General features: G+C 61.5%; 13 protein-coding genes and 1 pseudogene. 8 read left to right on the forward strand and 6 right to left on the reverse strand.

Features of this window, described 5'->3' with window-relative positions; genetic code table 11:
- Positions 1 to 120: 120 nt before the first annotated feature.
- Positions 121 to 1,785: an AMP-binding protein gene (locus CLAM6_RS08485; protein WP_153636859.1), complete on the forward strand. Its 1,665-nt coding sequence runs from the start codon at positions 121 to 123 to the stop codon at positions 1,783 to 1,785.
- A gap of 141 nt (positions 1,786 to 1,926) precedes the next feature.
- Here the strand turns inward: CLAM6_RS08485 and CLAM6_RS08490 are convergent, their stop codons facing one another.
- A complete protein-coding gene (locus CLAM6_RS08490) occupies positions 1,927 to 3,183 on the reverse strand; it encodes a dicarboxylate/amino acid:cation symporter (protein ID WP_054556697.1) in 1,257 nt (418 codons plus the stop codon).
- Positions 3,184 to 3,372: 189 nt separating this feature from the next.
- Positions 3,373 to 3,588 carry a hypothetical protein gene (locus tag CLAM6_RS17855; protein ID WP_206752249.1) on the reverse strand — a complete coding sequence of 72 codons (216 nt, stop codon included), beginning with the start codon at positions 3,586 to 3,588 and terminating at the stop codon, positions 3,373 to 3,375.
- 168 nt (positions 3,589 to 3,756) lie between these two features.
- Between CLAM6_RS17855 and CLAM6_RS08495 the strand changes: the two genes are divergently transcribed.
- The 6 genes and pseudogenes from CLAM6_RS08495 to CLAM6_RS08515 all read left to right on the forward strand — a co-directional run bounded on the left by CLAM6_RS08495 (position 3,757) and on the right by CLAM6_RS08515 (position 10,662).
- Positions 3,757 to 5,127: a thiamine pyrophosphate-dependent dehydrogenase E1 component subunit alpha gene (locus CLAM6_RS08495; RefSeq protein ID WP_441303523.1), complete on the forward strand. Its 1,371-nt coding sequence runs from the start codon at positions 3,757 to 3,759 to the stop codon at positions 5,125 to 5,127.
- A gap of 149 nt (positions 5,128 to 5,276) precedes the next feature.
- Positions 5,277 to 6,245 carry an alpha-ketoacid dehydrogenase subunit beta gene (locus CLAM6_RS08500; RefSeq protein WP_043333588.1) on the forward strand — a complete coding sequence of 323 codons (969 nt, stop codon included), beginning with the start codon at positions 5,277 to 5,279 and terminating at the stop codon, positions 6,243 to 6,245.
- 21 nt (positions 6,246 to 6,266) lie between these two features.
- Positions 6,267 to 6,425, forward strand: a pseudogene (locus tag CLAM6_RS18205) (biotin/lipoyl-containing protein); the annotation flags it as partial.
- Between the two features lie 306 nt (positions 6,426 to 6,731).
- Positions 6,732 to 8,084 carry a 2-oxo acid dehydrogenase subunit E2 gene (locus CLAM6_RS08505; protein WP_242007808.1) on the forward strand — a complete coding sequence of 451 codons (1,353 nt, stop codon included), beginning with the start codon at positions 6,732 to 6,734 and terminating at the stop codon, positions 8,082 to 8,084.
- A 42-nt stretch (positions 8,085 to 8,126) separates the two neighbouring features.
- Positions 8,127 to 10,016, forward strand: a complete 1,890-nt coding sequence (locus CLAM6_RS08510; protein ID WP_153635748.1) for a protein kinase domain-containing protein — start codon at positions 8,127 to 8,129, stop codon at positions 10,014 to 10,016.
- A gap of 157 nt (positions 10,017 to 10,173) precedes the next feature.
- The gene (locus CLAM6_RS08515; protein WP_153635749.1) at positions 10,174 to 10,662 is read left to right on the forward strand and encodes a hypothetical protein; all 489 of its coding nucleotides are present in this window, start codon (positions 10,174 to 10,176) and stop codon (positions 10,660 to 10,662) included.
- Positions 10,663 to 10,815: 153 nt separating this feature from the next.
- On the opposite strand, the gene CLAM6_RS08520 is transcribed toward CLAM6_RS08515, so the two are convergent.
- On the reverse strand, positions 10,816 to 12,225 hold the full coding sequence (locus CLAM6_RS08520) for an aspartate ammonia-lyase (RefSeq protein ID WP_242007809.1): 1,410 nt from the start codon (positions 12,223 to 12,225) through the stop codon (positions 10,816 to 10,818).
- A gap of 321 nt (positions 12,226 to 12,546) precedes the next feature.
- Here CLAM6_RS08520 and CLAM6_RS08525 point away from each other — a divergent pair, with 321 nt between their 5' ends.
- A complete protein-coding gene (locus CLAM6_RS08525) occupies positions 12,547 to 13,479 on the forward strand; it encodes a LysR substrate-binding domain-containing protein (protein ID WP_054556694.1) in 933 nt (310 codons plus the stop codon).
- A gap of 148 nt (positions 13,480 to 13,627) precedes the next feature.
- Here the strand turns inward: CLAM6_RS08525 and CLAM6_RS08530 are convergent, their stop codons facing one another.
- From CLAM6_RS08530 to CLAM6_RS08540, 3 genes are all read right to left on the reverse strand, one after another.
- Positions 13,628 to 14,782 (reverse strand): bifunctional nicotinamide-nucleotide adenylyltransferase/Nudix hydroxylase, encoded by a 1,155-nt coding sequence (locus CLAM6_RS08530; RefSeq protein WP_107334817.1) that lies wholly within the window; start codon positions 14,780 to 14,782, stop codon positions 13,628 to 13,630.
- 391 nt (positions 14,783 to 15,173) lie between these two features.
- A complete protein-coding gene (locus tag CLAM6_RS08535; RefSeq protein ID WP_131432025.1) occupies positions 15,174 to 16,127 on the reverse strand; it encodes a nucleoside hydrolase in 954 nt (317 codons plus the stop codon).
- Positions 16,128 to 16,262: 135 nt separating this feature from the next.
- The gene (locus CLAM6_RS08540; protein ID WP_153635751.1) at positions 16,263 to 17,183 is read right to left on the reverse strand and encodes a ribokinase; all 921 of its coding nucleotides are present in this window, start codon (positions 17,181 to 17,183) and stop codon (positions 16,263 to 16,265) included.
- Between the last annotated feature and the right edge of the window lie 165 nt (positions 17,184 to 17,348).

Here is a 17,348-nt window from a genome sequence, read left to right on the forward strand (position 1 = left end):
GCTCGACCCGATGAGTCAGGCAAGTCCACTACCGATACCACTGCCGATTCCACTACAGAACCTTCCCACGTGGCAGATGCCTCGCCCGACGCTTCGCGAGCACAGCCAACGGCAGGCGACATGAGTGGCATGTCGTGCCTGCGGTCTTCTCAGGAGGTGGATTTCAGCGGCTACGACTCCCTGATGGACATGCTGGAGAAGGCCTGCTCGGCGCATGGCGAGCGTCCTGCCTTTACCTGCATGGACCGCACCATGACGTTTGCGGAGCTGGATGCCACCAGTCGTCAGCTGGCGGATTGGTTCCAGCATGAAACTGACCTCAAGCTGGGCGATCGGGTCGCCATCCAGCTGCCCAATACGCTGATGTTTCCGGTGGTGGCCTTCGCCGTGCTGCGTGCAGGCCTGGTGCTGGTGAATACCAATCCGTTGTATACCGAACGTGAGATGGAGCATCAGTTCAATGACTCCGGCGCGCGGGCGTTGGTGGTGCTGGCCAACATGGCGGACAAGGTCGAACGCGTGCGGGAGCGCACTGGTCTCGAGTACGTGCTGGTCTGTGAGCTGGGCGACATGCACCCGGCCTTCAAGCGGCTGTTGATCAACACCGTGGTCAAGCACGTCAAGAAACTGGTGCCGAGCTATCATCTGCCCGACGCCATTTCGCTGCGCACGGCCATCTCGCAGGGCAAGTCCGAGCGCTGGGAACGGCCGACACTGGCACTCGATGATGTCGCTGTGCTGCAGTACACCGGCGGCACCACCGGGGTCGCCAAGGGCGCGATGCTGACTCACCGCAACCTGCTCGCCAACATGCTGCAAGGCAAGATGGCCCTCACGCAGGGCTTGAATCCCGGCCATGAGACGCTGGTGGCGCCGCTGCCGCTCTATCACATCTACGCCTTCACCATTCATCTGGCCTGCATGCTCAGTGAAGGCAATCACACCCTGCTGATTCCCAATCCGCGCGATATCCCGGGCTTCGTCAAGACGCTGCAAAAGCACGACTTCACGATGTTCGTCGGTCTCAATACGCTGTTCGTGGCGCTGTGCAACAACCCCGGCTTCCAGGCACTGGACTTCTCGAAGCTCAAGATCACCACCTCAGGGGGCGTGGCGCTGACGCGCAAGGCGGCAGAAGAGTGGAAGCGGGTCACCGGCAGCGATATCTCCGAGGGCTACGGCATGACCGAGACCTCGCCGATCGTGTCGTTCAACCCGCTGGATGCCATTCAGCTCGGCACCATCGGTCGGCCGATGCCCTCCACCGAGGTGCGCCTATATGACGATGAAGGCGCGCTGGTCGCGATGGGGGAGCCGGGCGAGCTGTGCGTGAAGGGGCCGCAGGTGATGAAGGGCTACTGGCAGCGTGAGCAGGCGACCAAGGACAGCTTCACTGCCGATGGCTTCCTGCGCACCGGTGATATCGCGGTCTTCCAGGACGATGGCTATATGCGCATCGTCGATCGCAAGAAGGACATGATCATCGTTTCCGGCTTCAACGTGTATCCCAATGAGGTCGAGGACGTCATCGTGCGTCACCCGGACGTGCTCGAGGCGGCCGCCGTCTCGGTGGTGGATGAGCGCAGTGGTGAGGCGATCAAGCTGTATGTCGTGCTCAAGGATGGCGCAGAGCTCGAGGCGGATGCGCTGCGAGACTGGTCGCGCAAGGAACTGGCCAGCTACAAGGTGCCGCGTCAGGTGGTCTTCATCGACGAGCTGCCCAAGACCAACGTCGGCAAGGTGCTCAGACGTGAGCTGCGCGACTCGCCGCCGGAATCTGCCTGACCTTGCCTTTGTGCTCTCCCCGTTGGTGACAGCCTGAAATACGGAGCCTAAACACAGCCCTTGAAACACGAACGCCCCGCTCAATGAGCGGGGCGTTCGTGTTTCAAGGCAAGGCGCTGGCGAGAAGGCCTGCGCCTGGCGTCAGGCGTCCTTCTTGGGCTGGGTCGCGTTGTAGACCTCGAGGTCCAGCTCGTTCTCGGACTTGCCGACCAGGGTGGTGACCATCAGGTCGCCCGCGACATTCACGGTGGTACGCGCCATGTCGAGGATACGGTCGATACCGGCGATCACCGCGATGGCTTCCAGCGGCAGGCCTACCTGGCTCAGCACGATGGAGAGCATGATCAGGCCGGCGCCCGGCACACCGGCGGTGCCGATGGAGGCCAGCGTACCGGTCAGCACGATCATGCCGTAATCCATCATCGACAGCTCGATGCCGGTCATCTGGGCGATGAACAGTGCCACCACGCCCTGATAGATGGCGGTGCCATCCATGTTGATGGTCGCGCCGACCGGCAGCACGAAGCCGGAGACACCTTCCGAGACGCCGAGGTTCTTCTGGGCGCAGCGAATGGAGATCGGCAGGGTGCCGGAGCTTGAAGCCGAGGAGAAGGCCACGACCAGTGCATCGACGATACCGCGCAGATAGCGCACCGGGTTCAGCTTGCCCAGCGTCGCCAGCAGGCCGGAGTAGACCACCAGCACGTGCACGATGCTCGCCAGATAGGCCACGCCGATCACCTTGGCCAGCGGCAGCAGCACATCCAGGCCGTAGTTGCCGGAGACATGCGCCATCAGACCGAAGACACCGAACGGCGCGAAGGCCATCACGAACTCGGTCAGCTTGTACATCACTTCGGCGAAGCTATCGAAGACGCGCACGACCGGCTCGCCCTTGTCGCCGATCATGATCAGCGAGATGCCGATCCCGATGGCGAAGACGATGATCTGCATGATGTTGCCGTTGGCCAGCGCATCGATCGGGTTGCTCGGCACCAGGTCGACCAGAATCTGCACCAGTGAGGGCGCATCCTTGGTTTCCATCGCCTTGTCGAAGTTGAACTCGAAGCCGGCACCTGGCTGGAAGATGCTGGAGGCCAGCATGCCGATGGCGATCGCGAAGGCGGTCGTCAGCAGGTAGAGGGCGATGGTCTTGCCGCCTATGCGGCCCATCTTCTGCGGGTCACGCATCGAGGTGATACCGACCACCAGGGTGCTGAAGACCAGCGGCACGATCAGCATCTTGATCGCATTGATGAAGATATCGCCCAGCGGCTTGAACATGCTGGCGCTTTCTCCCATCAGGGCACCAGCGAGTACCCCCAGGGCGAGGCCGCCCAGGATCTTCTGCCACAACGGCAAACGGCGCCACAGGTTAGGGCGGGAGGAATCACTCATGGAACTGTCCTTAGGTGTCTAGCGATGATCATCGCTGATGATGCTCAGGGCGCGCCCGAGTCTGTCGTCTCGATGCCTTGTCACGATTGCGCACTGCATTAAGCACTTTTTTGGTGCGGGAAGATTAACAGTCAGCCTTCACTCACCCTCTGCACCTTTAGTCGCAAAAAAGCGTTCTTACAGGCGAATTCAGCTTTCCATGCCGAACGCGCATGAGCCCATGCCGCAAAAGGTTCCACCAAAGAAGTAGTTGTCAGGCAGGCATATCGTCTGTCTTTGCGTTACCTTGACGTTAACGTTAACCGTTGGGCCGCCAGAGCGACTTTCCACTAGTCTGATGGTAGGCACTGTTGTCATCGTCGAATCGACAGCTTCCGGTTCGGCAGCTTGCGGTTCGACATTCATGAAGGTACGCCATTGCCTGCCCGGCCTCACGAGGGCTGGGTAATCCCTCAAACGCCTGATCGGTAAGAGAGGACGCTGAGCATGTCCGATACAACAACACGCGGACCCGTATCCCCGGGGACCGCGCCGCCCGATGGCTCACAGCCAGAGCTCAATGACTTGACCGCCATGCCGACGGCAGACCAGATCGCGCCGCAGGGGCCGACGGTGCTGCATCACCTGACCTTCATGACCGGCGATGAACTCTGCATCCCGATCTTCAAGCGCCTGCGTCAGGACGGCACCCTTTATCCCGTCGATGTGCCACAGGGGCAGAGTGACGATACCCGGGGAGGCCAGTCGCAGGACAGTTCACCTATCGACCGCGACACGGCGCTCAAGATCTACCGGACGATGCTGTTCACCCGGGTGCTGGATGAGCGCATGCTGGCCGCCCAGCGCCAGGGGCGCTTGAGCTTCTACATGCAATGCACCGGCGAGGAAGCCACGGTGATCGGCAGTGCGGCGGCGCTTCAAGACGATGACATGATCATGGCGCAATACCGTGAGCAGGGGGCGCTGGCCTGGCGCGGCTTCAGCTGCGACGAATTCATGAACCAGATGTTCGGCAACGAGCGCGACTACGGCAAGGGCCGTCAGATGCCGATCCACTATGGGTCGCGTGACCTGCACTACATGACCATCTCCTCGCCGCTGGCGACCCAGATTCCCCAGGCGACCGGCTATGCCTACGGCCAGAAGCTGGCGGGCAAGGGGCAGTGCACCATCACCATCTTCGGTGAAGGGGCCGCCTCCGAGGGCGATTTCCATGCCGCCCTCAACATGGCCTCCGTGCATCGGGTGCCGTGCATCTTCCTGTGTCGCAACAATGGCTATGCCATTTCCACCCCGTCATGCGAGCAATTCGCTGCCGATGGCATCGCGCCACGCGCCTTCGGCTATCACATGCAGAGCATCCGGGTGGATGGCAATGACGTGATCGCCGTCTACGAAGCCACCCTGGCGGCGCGCAAGATCGCGGTCGAGACGAATCAGCCGGTATTGATCGAGGCGATGACCTATCGTCTGGCAGCGCACTCCTCCTCGGATGACCCCTCCGGGTATCGCAGCAAGAAGGAGGAGGCCATCTGGCGTGACAAGGACCCCATCCTGCGCATGCGCAACTGGCTGGAAGCGCAAGGCTGGTGGAGCGAGGAGGAGGAAAAGGCCACTGGCGATCAACTGCGTCGCGAAGTGCTTGAGTCCATGAAGCGTGCCGAGAAACTGGCGCCACCGGCGCTGGACACGCTGATCAGCGATGTCTACGACACGCCGACGCCGTTGCTCACGCAGCAGCTGGAAGACGTGAAACAGCATATTCGCAAGTATCCGCATGCCTATCCCAAGGGCGCCGCCAGCATGGGATTCACTGCGCAGGAGCTGGATGACAGCCGCAAGGCGTATCAGGCACGTCAGCAGCGCATGCAGAGCCATCAGCCTGTTGAGAACCATCAGCCGGTAGAGAGCCATCAGCCTGTGGATGGAGACCAGACATCATGAGCGAGCAGATGAGTGAGCAGCCGTTGGAGAAAACACCAGTGACAGACTCAGCGACAAGCGACTCAGCTGCGGTGGGTTCAGCGGCGAAAGAAGCGTCTGCCGCGCCTGGCAGCAAGGATGCAGCAGCCTCGGCCTCGGGCAAGAAACAGATGAACATGCTGCAGGCGATCAACAATGCGTTGGATATCGCCATGGCCGCCAATCCCCGTGTGGTGCTGTTCGGGGAGGACGTCGGGGTATTCGGTGGTGTCTTCCGGGCCACCAGCCACCTGCAGGACAAATACGGTCGAGAGCGCTGCTTCAATACGCCACTCACCGAGCAGGGCATCATCGGGTTCGCCAACGGGCTGGCGGCACAGGGCTCGACGCCGGTGGCCGAGATCCAGTTCGCCGACTACATCTTCCCCGCCTTTGACCAGATCGTGAACGAGGCGGCCAAGTTCCGCTATCGCTCCGGTGATCTGTTCGATGTCGGCGGCCTGACGATTCGCACGCCCTATGGTGGCGGCATCGCAGGCGGGCTCTATCACTCCCAGTCGCCCGAGGCCTATTTCGCGCATACCCCGGGCCTCAAGATCGTGATGCCACGCAATCCCCACCAGGCCAAGGGGCTCTTGCTGGCGGCGATTCGCGACCCCAACCCGGTGCTTTTCATGGAGCCAAAGCGGCTCTATCGCGCCTCGGTGGGCGAGGTGCCAGAAGCCGATTACGAACTTCCCCTGGGCGTGGCCGACGTCATTCGTGAAGGCCGCGATATCACGTTGCTCGGCTGGGGCGCACAGATGGAGGTCATCGAGAAGGCCGCCGCGCTCGCCGAGCAGGATGGCATCGACTGCGAGATCATTGACCTGCGCAGCATTCTGCCCTGGGACATCGAGACGGTGTGTGACTCGGTGCTCAAGACGGGACGTCTGGTGGTCAGTCATGAAGCGCCGCTGACGGGAGGCTTTGCCAGCGAGATTGCCGCCACCGTGCAGGAGCGTTGCTTTTTGTATCTCGAGGCGCCGATCCGACGCGTCACTGGCCTTGATACGCCGTTCCCGCTGGTGCTCGAGAAGGAGCATCTGCCGGACGAGCTCAAGATCTACGAGGCCATCAAGCAAAGCTTGAATTACTGATGACAGGGAGTGATGCGCGCCATGAATGATTTCATCCTGCCCGATATCGGCGAAGGCATCGTCGAGTGCGAGCTGGTCAAGTGGTTGATCAAGGAAGGCGACGTGATCGAGGAAGATCAGCCGGTGGCCGAGGTCATGACAGACAAGGCGTTGGTGGAAATCCCCGCGCCCCACGCCGGTACCGTGGTCAAGCTTTACTGTCAGGAAGGCGAGATTGCCCGTGTCCATGCGCCGCTGTTTGCGGTGGATGATGGCAGTGACAGTGATGGTGACAAGACCGTACACGGCGAGCGTGAGGATGATCACGCCGGCGATGTCATGACGGTTGCAGCGCCTGCTCGCTCGACGGCACAGACTCAGTCAGCTGCCAGCCAGGCGACCAGCAGTCAGTCGGATGTCGCTGCGTCAGCTTCTGCTCTGTCAGCCAGCAATGAGGCAGCTGCCACACCGACAGCCGCGGCCCTTGAGCGGCGCTCGCGTGATTTTATCCTGCCGGATATCGGCGAAGGCATCGTCGAATGTGAGGTGGTCACCTGGCACGTCGCGGAAGGTGACACGGTGGAAGAAGACCAGACGATCGTCGATGTGATGACCGACAAGGCACTGGTCGAGATCACCGCCTCGGAGCCCGGGCGTATCGTGCGCTTCCATTATGCCCAGGGCGAAAATGCCCGAGTGCATACGCCGCTGTATGCCTATGTCCCTGATGAGGAGGCAGAGGCTGAGAGCGCTGAGAGCACTGAGAGCGACGTCACCGCACCTGAACACAAGCAGGTTCAGCCAGAGCGTCTGTCAGAGAACCGCCAGAAGGGCGACGACAAGAGCGACAAAAAGAGTAAGCAAGACGGGCGTCACGAGGAGAGCCGGCCTCGCATACCCGCGACCCCTGCCGTGCGCCGTCTATTGCGCGAGCATCAGCTCGATATCCAGGCCATTGCAGGCTCGGGGCGTAATGGCCGGGTGCTGAAGGAAGATGTGCTGGCATATCTCAAGCAATCCGAGGCTCGCGAGATTGACGTGACACCTGATGACTCTCACAAGGTCGGCGCGGCCGCCGAGACCGACAAGGCAGCTGCCGAAGCGTGTGCTGTGGCCAGTGACGTGGCCAGTGACGAGGAGAGGTCGTCACGCCTTGAGTCGAAAGCGGTACCGCTCAAGGGTGTCGCGGCGGTAATGGCCAAGCGTATGGTGCAGGCCAGCACCCAGATCCCGCATTTCCATTATGGCGATGAGCTCGATATCACCGACCTGCTGGTGTTGCGGTCACGCCTCAAGGTACGCGTCGAGCAGCAGGGCATTCGCCTGACCCTGATGCCGTTCATCATGAAGGCCATGGCGCTGGCGGTCATCGAGGAGCCGATTCTCAATGCGCGTCTCAGTGAGGATGAGAGCGAGATTCTCTATCAGGGCGCCTGCAACATCGGCATGGCGGTGGACAGTGCCAGCGGGCTGATGGTGCCGAACGTGAAGGGCGTCGAACGTCTGAGCATTCTCGAGATCGCGCGTGAGGTCGGGCGGCTGACCGAAGCTGCGCGCAGCGGGCGCGTTGCCCAGGCAGACCTCAAGGGCGGCACCTTGTCGATCTCCAATATCGGTGCGTTGGGAGGCACCTACGCCGCGCCGATCATCAACCAGCCGGAGGTCGCCATCGTCGCGCTGGGGCGCACTCAGCGTCTGCCGCGCTTCGATGGCGAGGGCAATGTCTGTGCGCGTGACATCATGACCATCACCTGGGCGGGGGATCATCGCATCATCGATGGCGGGACCATCGCTCGCTTCAGCAATCTGTGGAAGCACTATCTCGAGCACCCTGACGAAATGCTGCTGTCGCTGTCATGAGGCACTGTCTGATCCAGGGGCCCCAGCTAGAGAGCATCCTGCATGAGTGATGCGCGCGCCCACGAGCGCTTGCAACAGTTCTATATCCCGGAAGAGCAGTCGATCTATCTGCTCTCGCATCATGATGCCAAGAAGCTCAAGGATTGGGTGGCGCTGTGCATTGCCCAGCTTGAGGGGCTTGGCTACCGGGATATCCATCTGGTCGGCAAGGGCGCCTACGGTTTCGTGTTCGCGGGCTGGCGCCTGGGCGAAGACCGGCGCACGCGTGAAGAGCACGTCTTCAAGTTCACGCGGGTGACCCTGCCCCAGGCACTGCAGGACCGCCTGGAGGAAGAGGCCTACATGCTCGACCAGGTCGCTCACCCGCTGATTCCGCGTCTGGTCAGCTATCAGCGGGTACGGCGGCAGTCGATTCTGGTCATGCAGCGCGCGCCGGGTATCAATCTGGAGGAGTATTCACTTCGTCACGGGCGCATGTCGCCGCGTCTGGTGGTCAAGATCGCCAGTCAGCTGGCCGACATTCTCAAGTCGCTGCGTGGGGCATCGACGGGAGCGGGTACGCCACCGGTCGTGCATGGCGACATCAAGCCGTCGAATCTGGTCTTCGATGTCGAGCGGGAACAGGTGGCATTGATCGACTGGGGCAGTTCGGTGTTCGCTCAGCTCGATGAGCATCAGCAGTTCATCACCACCAACGTGATGCAGCTGATGTCGGACAACCTGCAACAGACCAATGCGCGTCTGGGCGATGTCTATTTCATCGGCGAGGAGCAGCTCAATGGTGCGCTGTCCTCGCCGCGCTTCGATGAGCAGGGCGTGGCCGCCACACTCTATGCGCTGGCCTCAGGTCAGTCGTGTCGCTTTGGCGCGCGCGCCATTCCGGCGGTGTCGCTGGGGTTGCCCCGTGAATTCGCGCGTCTGCTCGATGGCATGCTGGCGGGTGACCCGCAGCTGCGCATGCAGGCCGGCGACTACTTCCTGCGCGAGATGGGCAGGATCGCACGGCTGGTGATGCCGGAATTGCCTCTCGAGCCGCCACAGTCTCTGCTGCCGGTCTGGGTGAGGCCGGCAACGCGCGAGATCGACACGGTCGTCTATACCTCGCGCAAATCCTTCCTGCGTGAGGCCTTCGAGGCGGACGAGACCGGCGAACATGCTGGCAACGCGCTGGACGCCGTCAATGATGTCCAGCTGGATCGTTACTACAAGAACTTCATGCAAGGCATGGGCGGCACCGAAAAAGCCTTCCTGGCCGCGGTCAGTCGTCTGGGCAAATACCCGATCGTCGGCGGTCTGGCGATTCGCTGGGAGCCACAGGGCATCTTCGTGGATACTGCGCTGCACCTGCATGACCCTGCCTTGAAGGCCGCCTTCGTCGTCGCGATCAACAACATGGTCGCTCTGGCCCGTGCCATCTATCGCCAGGGCGTGTTCAAGGCGTGTCTGTTCAATGCTCGCGATACCCTGCACCTGGAGCGGGAAGACCCGGAGGCCGCCTTCGTCTTTGCGCCGCCGGCAGACGGGGAGGCCAGACCTCGCTTGAGCTATGAGGTCAGTGCGGTGCCGGAGCTTGAGGATGACTCGCGCGTGCACTCCTACTTCGAGGACGGCCCGGACCCTGAGGAACTGCTGGTGCTGCCAGAGAAGATATTGAAGGCACTGGAGTCACTCAATGCCATCCATCACACCGGCATGCTGATCTTCGAAGCCCTGCCTCACCATCTCAAGATTCACAGTTACTACCGGCTTCTGGACCCCTCGCGCGAGCAGGAATTCGCGCGTTTGCTGGCGGAGATTCTCGATGCTGTGCCTCTGATCTCCGGGCTGGGGATCTCCGGCTTCATGAAGATGCCCTACAAGAACACCAAGCATTTCGATCATATCGAGGCGCAACCCGAACGCTTCTATCCACGGGATCCGCGCGCGGTGTGAAAAGGAGTTTCCTTGGATGGCAGTCGCATGGTGATGCCGATTTATATAACCGTGATTATCGTGATTCGTGTTAGTGTCACGTCGCGTGATCATTGCTGATCTTGCTGAACTCAATAATCAGATCGATAAAAATCGATAACCTACAGGGAACGTACTCATGTCTCGACCTCTCGCCCGGAAATTGCGTCAAGCCTCAGGTGGTCTGGCTATTCTGGCGCTGCTGGCAGGATGTAGCGCGCATACGACGATCAGCAGCCCGTCAGAGACGGCGCGAATCAACTTGAAAGATGTCTCCAGAGATCAGTCTACCGTTCAAGAAACGCTACCCACTACCAGCTTCGGAAATTACGAGTTTGAAGTAGTGGATGACAACAATATGCCCATGTATGGCATTCTGCCGCTGAAGTTCAATGGCGGTTATCTGGCGCTAGATATCCTGTTCTTTGCCCCCGCCGCATTCTTCAATCTGCGTGAAGTCCACCCTTACTATGAAATCGACCATGACGAGGGAGTCGTGCGTTATCGTGATGAGAAGGGCGGAGAATGGACGACCTATACACCCACATCGGAAGAAGCTGAGCGTGCACGCAAATACTTTGCCGCGCATCGTGATGATGTAATCTCGCAGTCCAGCGCACAGCAGTAAGCGTGATGCCCGAAGTCGGTAAAGTCGTCTGACTCATGGCCTTGATACGACAGCGCCGCACCAGAGGCTTTCTGGTGCGGCGCTGTCGCATGTGACAAGAGGTTGATGCGGCAAGAGGTTAATACGGCAAGCGAGCAGACTCTCGCTGAAGGGTCAGTCCTTCATCTGACGCGGGCGCGTCATGGCCTGCGGGGATAGCAGTGCCTCAAGGCGCGCTTCGTCCAGCAGGCCTTCCTCACGTACCAGTTCCAGCACGCTGCGACCGCTGACCAGGGCTTCCTTGGCGATGCGGGTGGCGTTGTCATAGCCGATATACGGGTTGAGCGCGGTGATCAGGCCGATGGAGTTGTTGACCAGCTCGGCGCAGCGATCGCGATTGGCGGTGATGCCGATCACGCAGCGATTCTTGAGCATGGTCATGGCACGGCTCAGCTGGCGGATGGAGTCGAGCAGCTTGTAGGCGATCAGCGGCTCCATCACGTTGAGCTGCAGCTGGCCGGCTTCCGCCGCCATGGTCAGCGCGGTGTCGTTGCCGATGACATCGAAGGCGACTTGATTGACGGCTTCCGGAATCACCGGGTTGACCTTGCCCGGCATGATCGAGCTGCCCGGCTGCTGAGGCGGCAGGTTGATCTCGTTGAAGCCGGTGCGCGGGCCTGAGGACAGCAGGCGCAGGTCGTTGCATATCTTGGACAGCTTGACCGCCAGGCGCTTGAGCATGCCGTGGAAGAGCACGAAGGCGCCCATGTCGCTGGTGGCCTCGACCAGGTCCGACGCCGGGCGGAAGTCGATGCCGGAACGACGCGCCAGAGCCTCGATCGCCAGTGCGCTGTAGCGCGGGTCAGCATTGATGCCGGTACCGATCGCGGTTCCGCCCAGATTGACCTCCTTGAGCAACTCATTGAGGTTGGCGATGCGCTCGACGTCTTCACGCAGGGTGTTGGCGAAGGCGCGGAATTCCTGGCCCAGCGTCATCGGCACCGCGTCCTGCAGCTGAGTGCGGCCCATCTTGACCACGTCATCGAATTCCAGCGCCTTGCTGGCGAAGGCATTGGCCAGTTCGCTCAGCGCGTCCACCAGTACCGAGTGGCTGCGCAGCAGGCCGACACGGATGGCGGTCGGGTAGGCGTCGTTGGTGGACTGCGCCATGTTGACGTGATTGTTGGGGTGCAGCTGCTGGTAATCGCCTTTCTCGTAGCCGAGGAATTCCAGGCCCAGATTGGCGATCACTTCGTTGGCATTCATGTTGGTCGAGGTGCCGGCGCCGCCCTGGATCATGTCGACCACGAACTGATCGTGATGATCGCCATTCATCAGACGCGCACAGGCGTGCTGGATGGCATCATGCTCGCGTGTCTCGAGATAGCCCAGCGCATGGTTGGCTTCGGCGGCGGCGGCCTTGACCAGCGCGAGCCCTTCGACGAGACGCGGGAAGTGCGACAGCGGCACGCCGGAGAGGTGGAAGTTGTTCAGCGCGCGCTGGGTCTGCACACCGTAGTAGGCATCAGCCGGCACCGGCTCGCGCCCGAGGAGATCCTTTTCAAGTCGGAAGCCGTTGGCCAGTGCCTCACGCTCGGCATGGCTCAGGTCGGCCGGCGTGGAAGTTGCCGGGGTGGCATTGGCGGCGATGGGGGTTTCCGAGAGATGGTTCACTTGGGCGGAACTCCTGGCTGAAGTACACTGTGGCGCTTGAATGGCGGCTAGGTGGACAAGGGTAACCAGCGCAGCCCCTCGGCGGCCAATGCCATTCAACGCTGCCGTATACGTCAAACGCATAAGACGAAGGTGGTGGTGCGCCGCGACGCACCATTCTCCATGACAAGACCCTGCATGACCGGCCAGGCAAGCCTCGCTTGGGCATGTTCGACATTTTTGGGAGTTCGGGTGAACCTGGAAACTAAGTGGTTGGAAGATTTCGTTGCGCTGTCCAATACCCGCAGCTTCTCCACCTCGGCTCGCCTGCGACACGTTACCCAGCCTGCGTTCAGTCGCCGCATCCGTGCGCTTGAACAGGCCGTGGGCACTACGCTGGTCGACCGCTCGACGACCCCGGTCAGTCTGACGCCGGAGGGCCAGCTGTTCCTGGTCACCGCGCGCAACCTGACAGAGCAACTGTCAGAGTGTCTCGCCCACCTGCGCGGGCTGGGCATGGCCAACGAGACCCTGGATATCGCGGCCGCACATTCGCTGGCGCTGGCCTTCTTTCCCAAGTGGATCTCGCGTCTCCAGCAGGGCCTGGGGGAGTTGCCGACACGCCTGTCCGCGATGAATGTCGGCGACGCCATTCACTCGCTGCGCGAAGGCAACTGCGACTTGATGCTCGCCTATTACGACCCTTACGCCAGCATGCAGCTGGACGCCGAGGCCTTCCCGTCCTTCTCGGTCGCCAAGGTCAACATGCTGCCGGTGTGCGTGCCGCTGGAGAATGGCGAGCCACGCTTCCCGCTGACCGGGCAGAGCGAGACCAGCCAGGATGCGATTCCCTTGCTGTCCTATACCCAGGGGGCGTTTCTGGGCCGCAGCGTGAAGATGCTTTTGAAGAATGATCCGCTGCGCCTGCGCCTGCGCACCGTCTATGAGATGGCGATGGCCGAGGGCCTCAAGGGCATGGCCCTGCAGGGCGTCGGCATGGCGTGGATTCCGGATTTCTGCATCCGCGATGAGCTGGAAAGCGGCAAGCTGGTGCGCGCGGGCAACGAGGCGTGGGATATTCCGCTGGAGATTCGTCTCTATCGGTGTTCGCTGGTCCACAAGCCCGGCATCGACAAGCTGTGGAAGCAGCTGATGAATCTGCCGCGAGATTTCCTCGAAGCCTGAGCCTGAGAGTTGCAGGCGAAGACAAAGTCAAAGGCGAAGACAAAAGAAAGCCAGGTGTCTTCTGACGAAAACGGCAGCCCCTTGGGCTGCCGTTTTCGTTGTGCTGATACAGGGAAGTGTGCGCGCCTGCATGGGCCGTTCCGGGTAGTCAGAAACTGCTTTGGCCTGCATGCAGGCCGAGGAAATTCTGAATGATGAAGAAGTGGTCCTCGAAGAGGGTGTCGGGCTCCAGATCCGCCAGCGCGACCCAGCGTGCCTGCTCCTCGTTCTCGCCGCCGCCGCTTCTGAGCTTGGGTAGCTGCTGCTCCGGGCGCAGGGCGAAGTAGAAGGCCTCTGCCAGGGTGCGTCCGCGCCAGCTGCGATGCGGCGCGTCAAACAGACGCTGTCCGCGCAGAGAGCCACGCAGAACAGGTTCCGGCACCTTGAGGCGCACACGTTCCTTGAGCTCACGCAGGCAGGCATCCAGCAGGCGCTCCTGGGGTTGCACGAAGCCGCCAGGCAGAGCGTAAAGCCCCTTGCCGGGTGCCGCGCGACGTGTGGTGAGCAGAACATGGCCGGACTGCACCACCACGGCGTTGACCGTAATGAACAGTGGCGGGTAGGGCGCATCGCTCCAGGCGGCGCGATATTGCTCCAGCAGGCGACGCTCCTCGACCAGCCCTTGCCACGCGGTCTCATCCAGGAAGCCATGCAGGTGCTGAGCCACCGGCGGTGGCAGCAGCTCCAGTCCTTCGTTGTCCAGCCAATCCTCGGCGCGGGCACGCTCGGTGAAGATGACCTCACGAATACGGCTGGCCTCCATCCCCTCGCGCAGCGGCACCGCTACCGACTCCCACTGCGGGAAGAGGCTCAGGTAGTAGCTTGACTGGCTGTTGCTGTCACGCCGATTGGCACCGATCAGCGCGATTCTCGGCATCCGGTTGGCCTGCGGACGCGCGATATCGCGTACCTTGCGCTGCACATCACGCACCCAGACATCGTCGTTGTAGAGGGCGTCCAGCAACGGCACGATCTCCAGGCGCGCATTGTCGGCATCGTCAAAGCAGCTGCGGATCATGCGCGTGCGTTCAGAGAAGGTGAACGGGTTGCGCAGTGAACGTGCCTGCCAGGCAGAACCGACCAGCACGATGACCTGCCGCGCGAGGCGCAGGGCCTCTTCCATCACGGCAACATGGCCATGGTGCATGGGCTGGAAGCGACCGATGAAGACCAGGCAGTCGTACTGGGTGTCGGCGATCGCGGGAGAATCCTGAGTGCGAAGCGTTGCAGCGGGTGCAGAGGGCAACGTTGTCGTCGAAGGCATGATGAGCTCCGTGGCAGGCAGGATGGGGCGGCGTATGAGGCGCTTGCCCAGTGATATTCCGCTAGCGTATCAGATTATGTGCATGCGCCGAACGGCTCGCCATTCACTCTCGTCTGGCAAGGGTTATTCAAAACTTTATCCCGTTATCTTGATGAAAGAGACTCCATAACTCAGCAACTTCTCGGTCTTCGGGGCCATGGGGAGGCCGTTGTGGTAAAGGAGAGACACCAAAGAGGAGAAGAGGGAAGGAGGAAGGAGGAAGGAAAGGGGGAAGTGAACAAGCGCGAATGCGCAAACCGAGACAACGCCTGCCAGCAATGACTCTGACGGGCGTTGTCTCGGTTTGTGGCAAGGCCGATGGCAGGCCCAGGCGGGCCTGCCGAGCGTCGGATCAGGACGCCTTGGCGGTCAGCACGTCGGTGATCCACTCGACGACCTTGTCGCCCTGGGCATTGACGCAGACGTCGACCAGCGGCGTCTGGGACCACTGGTTGCCGAGGAATTCGCGACCCTCAGGGGCGAACAGCGTCTGACCTTCGGCCAGGCCTTCGACTTCGACATTCAGGTGGCCGCGCTCGGTGGTGAACAGCTCCGGCTTCATCAGCCAGGCGAGGGCGCAGCTGTCGTGCGGGCAGCAACCATCGATACCACGCGCTTCCTGATAGAAGGCCTTGTAGAACTGATAGCTGCCGGACAGCACTTCGCCGAGTGCGCCTTGCGCGACACGGATGCGCTCGACATGGGCCGGAGACAGCACGCAGCGGTGCGTCGCATCGAGACCGACCATGGTTAGCGGCCAGCCGGCGGTCAGCACCTTGGCGGCGGCATGCGGGTCATTGAAGATGTTGGCTTCGGCGACCGGTGAGACGTTGCCGCCTTCACGGATGGAACCGCCCATGATGACGACCTGCTTGACCTTGCTGATGATGCTCGGGTCCAGCTGCAGTGCGGTGGCCAGATTGCCCAGCGGGCCGACGGCGACGAGGGTGATCTCGCCCGGACGCGCATTGACCTGCTCGACGATGAACTGCGGTGCGCTGATGGACAGCGCCTTGCCCTTGGGCTCCGGGATCTCCATGTTGCCCAGGCCATTGGCGCCGTGGATGTGCGCCGGCGCCGGGAACTTGTCCTTGACCAGCGGCTGGGCAGCGCCCTGGGCGACCGGAATCTCCTGACCGGCCAGTTCGCCCAGCAGCAGGGCGTTGGAGGTGGCCGTCTCGATGGTGACGTTGCCGAAGGTGGTGGTCATGCCGAGGAATTCGATGTCCGGATGCGCCAGACAGATGGCAATCGCCTGGGCATCATCCACGCCCGGATCGGTATCAAAGATAATCGGTGTTTTCATGCTGACCTCGTGAAAGAAGTGACCTGCAATAGAGGGCGTTACGCCAACAGGGCGCCCATGAGGTGACACGGGCACGGCACGGGCCACATAGTGGTGCCCCGTGCAGGTAGCTCAGTTGTTCAGTTGCTCAGAAAGTCAGTTGCTCAGGACGTCGAGCGTCGGCCATTCGGCCAGGGCAGCGGCGACATCACTGGCCAGCGGAATGCTCGGTGCTGCGCCTTCGCGGCTCACGCACAGGGCAGAGGCGGTGCTGGCACGACGCAGGCTTTCCTCGATGCTCTGGCCTTCGATCTGGCTTGCCAGGTAATAGCCGATGAAGGTGTCGCCCGCCGCGGTGGTGTCCACGGCATTGACGCGGTGCGCCGGCAGCTGGATGCGCTGTTCCCCCAGCTGGTAGCAGACGCCTTCACTACCCAGGGTCATCACCACTTCGGTGTCAGGCAGGCGAATGTGCAGCGCGGCGAGCAGGGTGGCGACAGGTGCGCTTTCTTCCAGCTCGACCAGCTGTGCCGCTTCACCGCGATTGAGGAACAGCACCTGGCAGTGCTCCAGCGGCAGGCGCAGAACATCAGCACCCATCGGGGCCGGATTGAAGGCGATCTTCATGCCCTTGGCATGTGCCAGCTCGATGACCTTGCCCAGTGCGTTGCACTCATTTTGCAGCAGCAGCCAATCTCCCTGCGTCACGCCGGAGAACAGCGTCGCCAGATGCTCATCGGTGAAACCGTGGTTGGCACCCGGATGCAGAATGATGCTGTTCTCGGCGTGGTCGTCCACCTGGATGATGGCGTGGCCACTGGCGCTGGCGCTCAGCTCGACCTGCGAGGTGATGACACCGGCGCTTTCCAGCGGCTCAAGTGCCCAGCGATCACTGTTGCCAAGGCGGCCCCAGTGCGTGACGTCGCCTCCGGCGCGCGCAAGCGCGAGCGACTGGTTGGCACCCTTGCCACCCAGTACCTGACGGTAGGAGAGACTCGCCAGGGTTTCACCCGGTCGTACCAGGTGAGGTACCCGATAGACGTGATCGATATTGATAGAACCGTAGTTGTAAAGCATGCAGCCTCCTTGGGGTCGAGCATCCTAGCAAAGCCTTGGCCGCCTGTCCCCAGTCGTATCACCAAGGTCTGACCTTCAGGTCATGTTTAAGCGTTGAAGCTATTAGCCTCTTGGAACGCAAGAGAAAGTGCATACTTCCTGTCATCTCGCTGGATTCAGGATAGT

Source organism: Cobetia sp. AM6 (genome assembly GCF_009617955.1).
GTDB lineage: Bacteria > Pseudomonadota > Gammaproteobacteria > Pseudomonadales > Halomonadaceae > Cobetia > Cobetia amphilecti.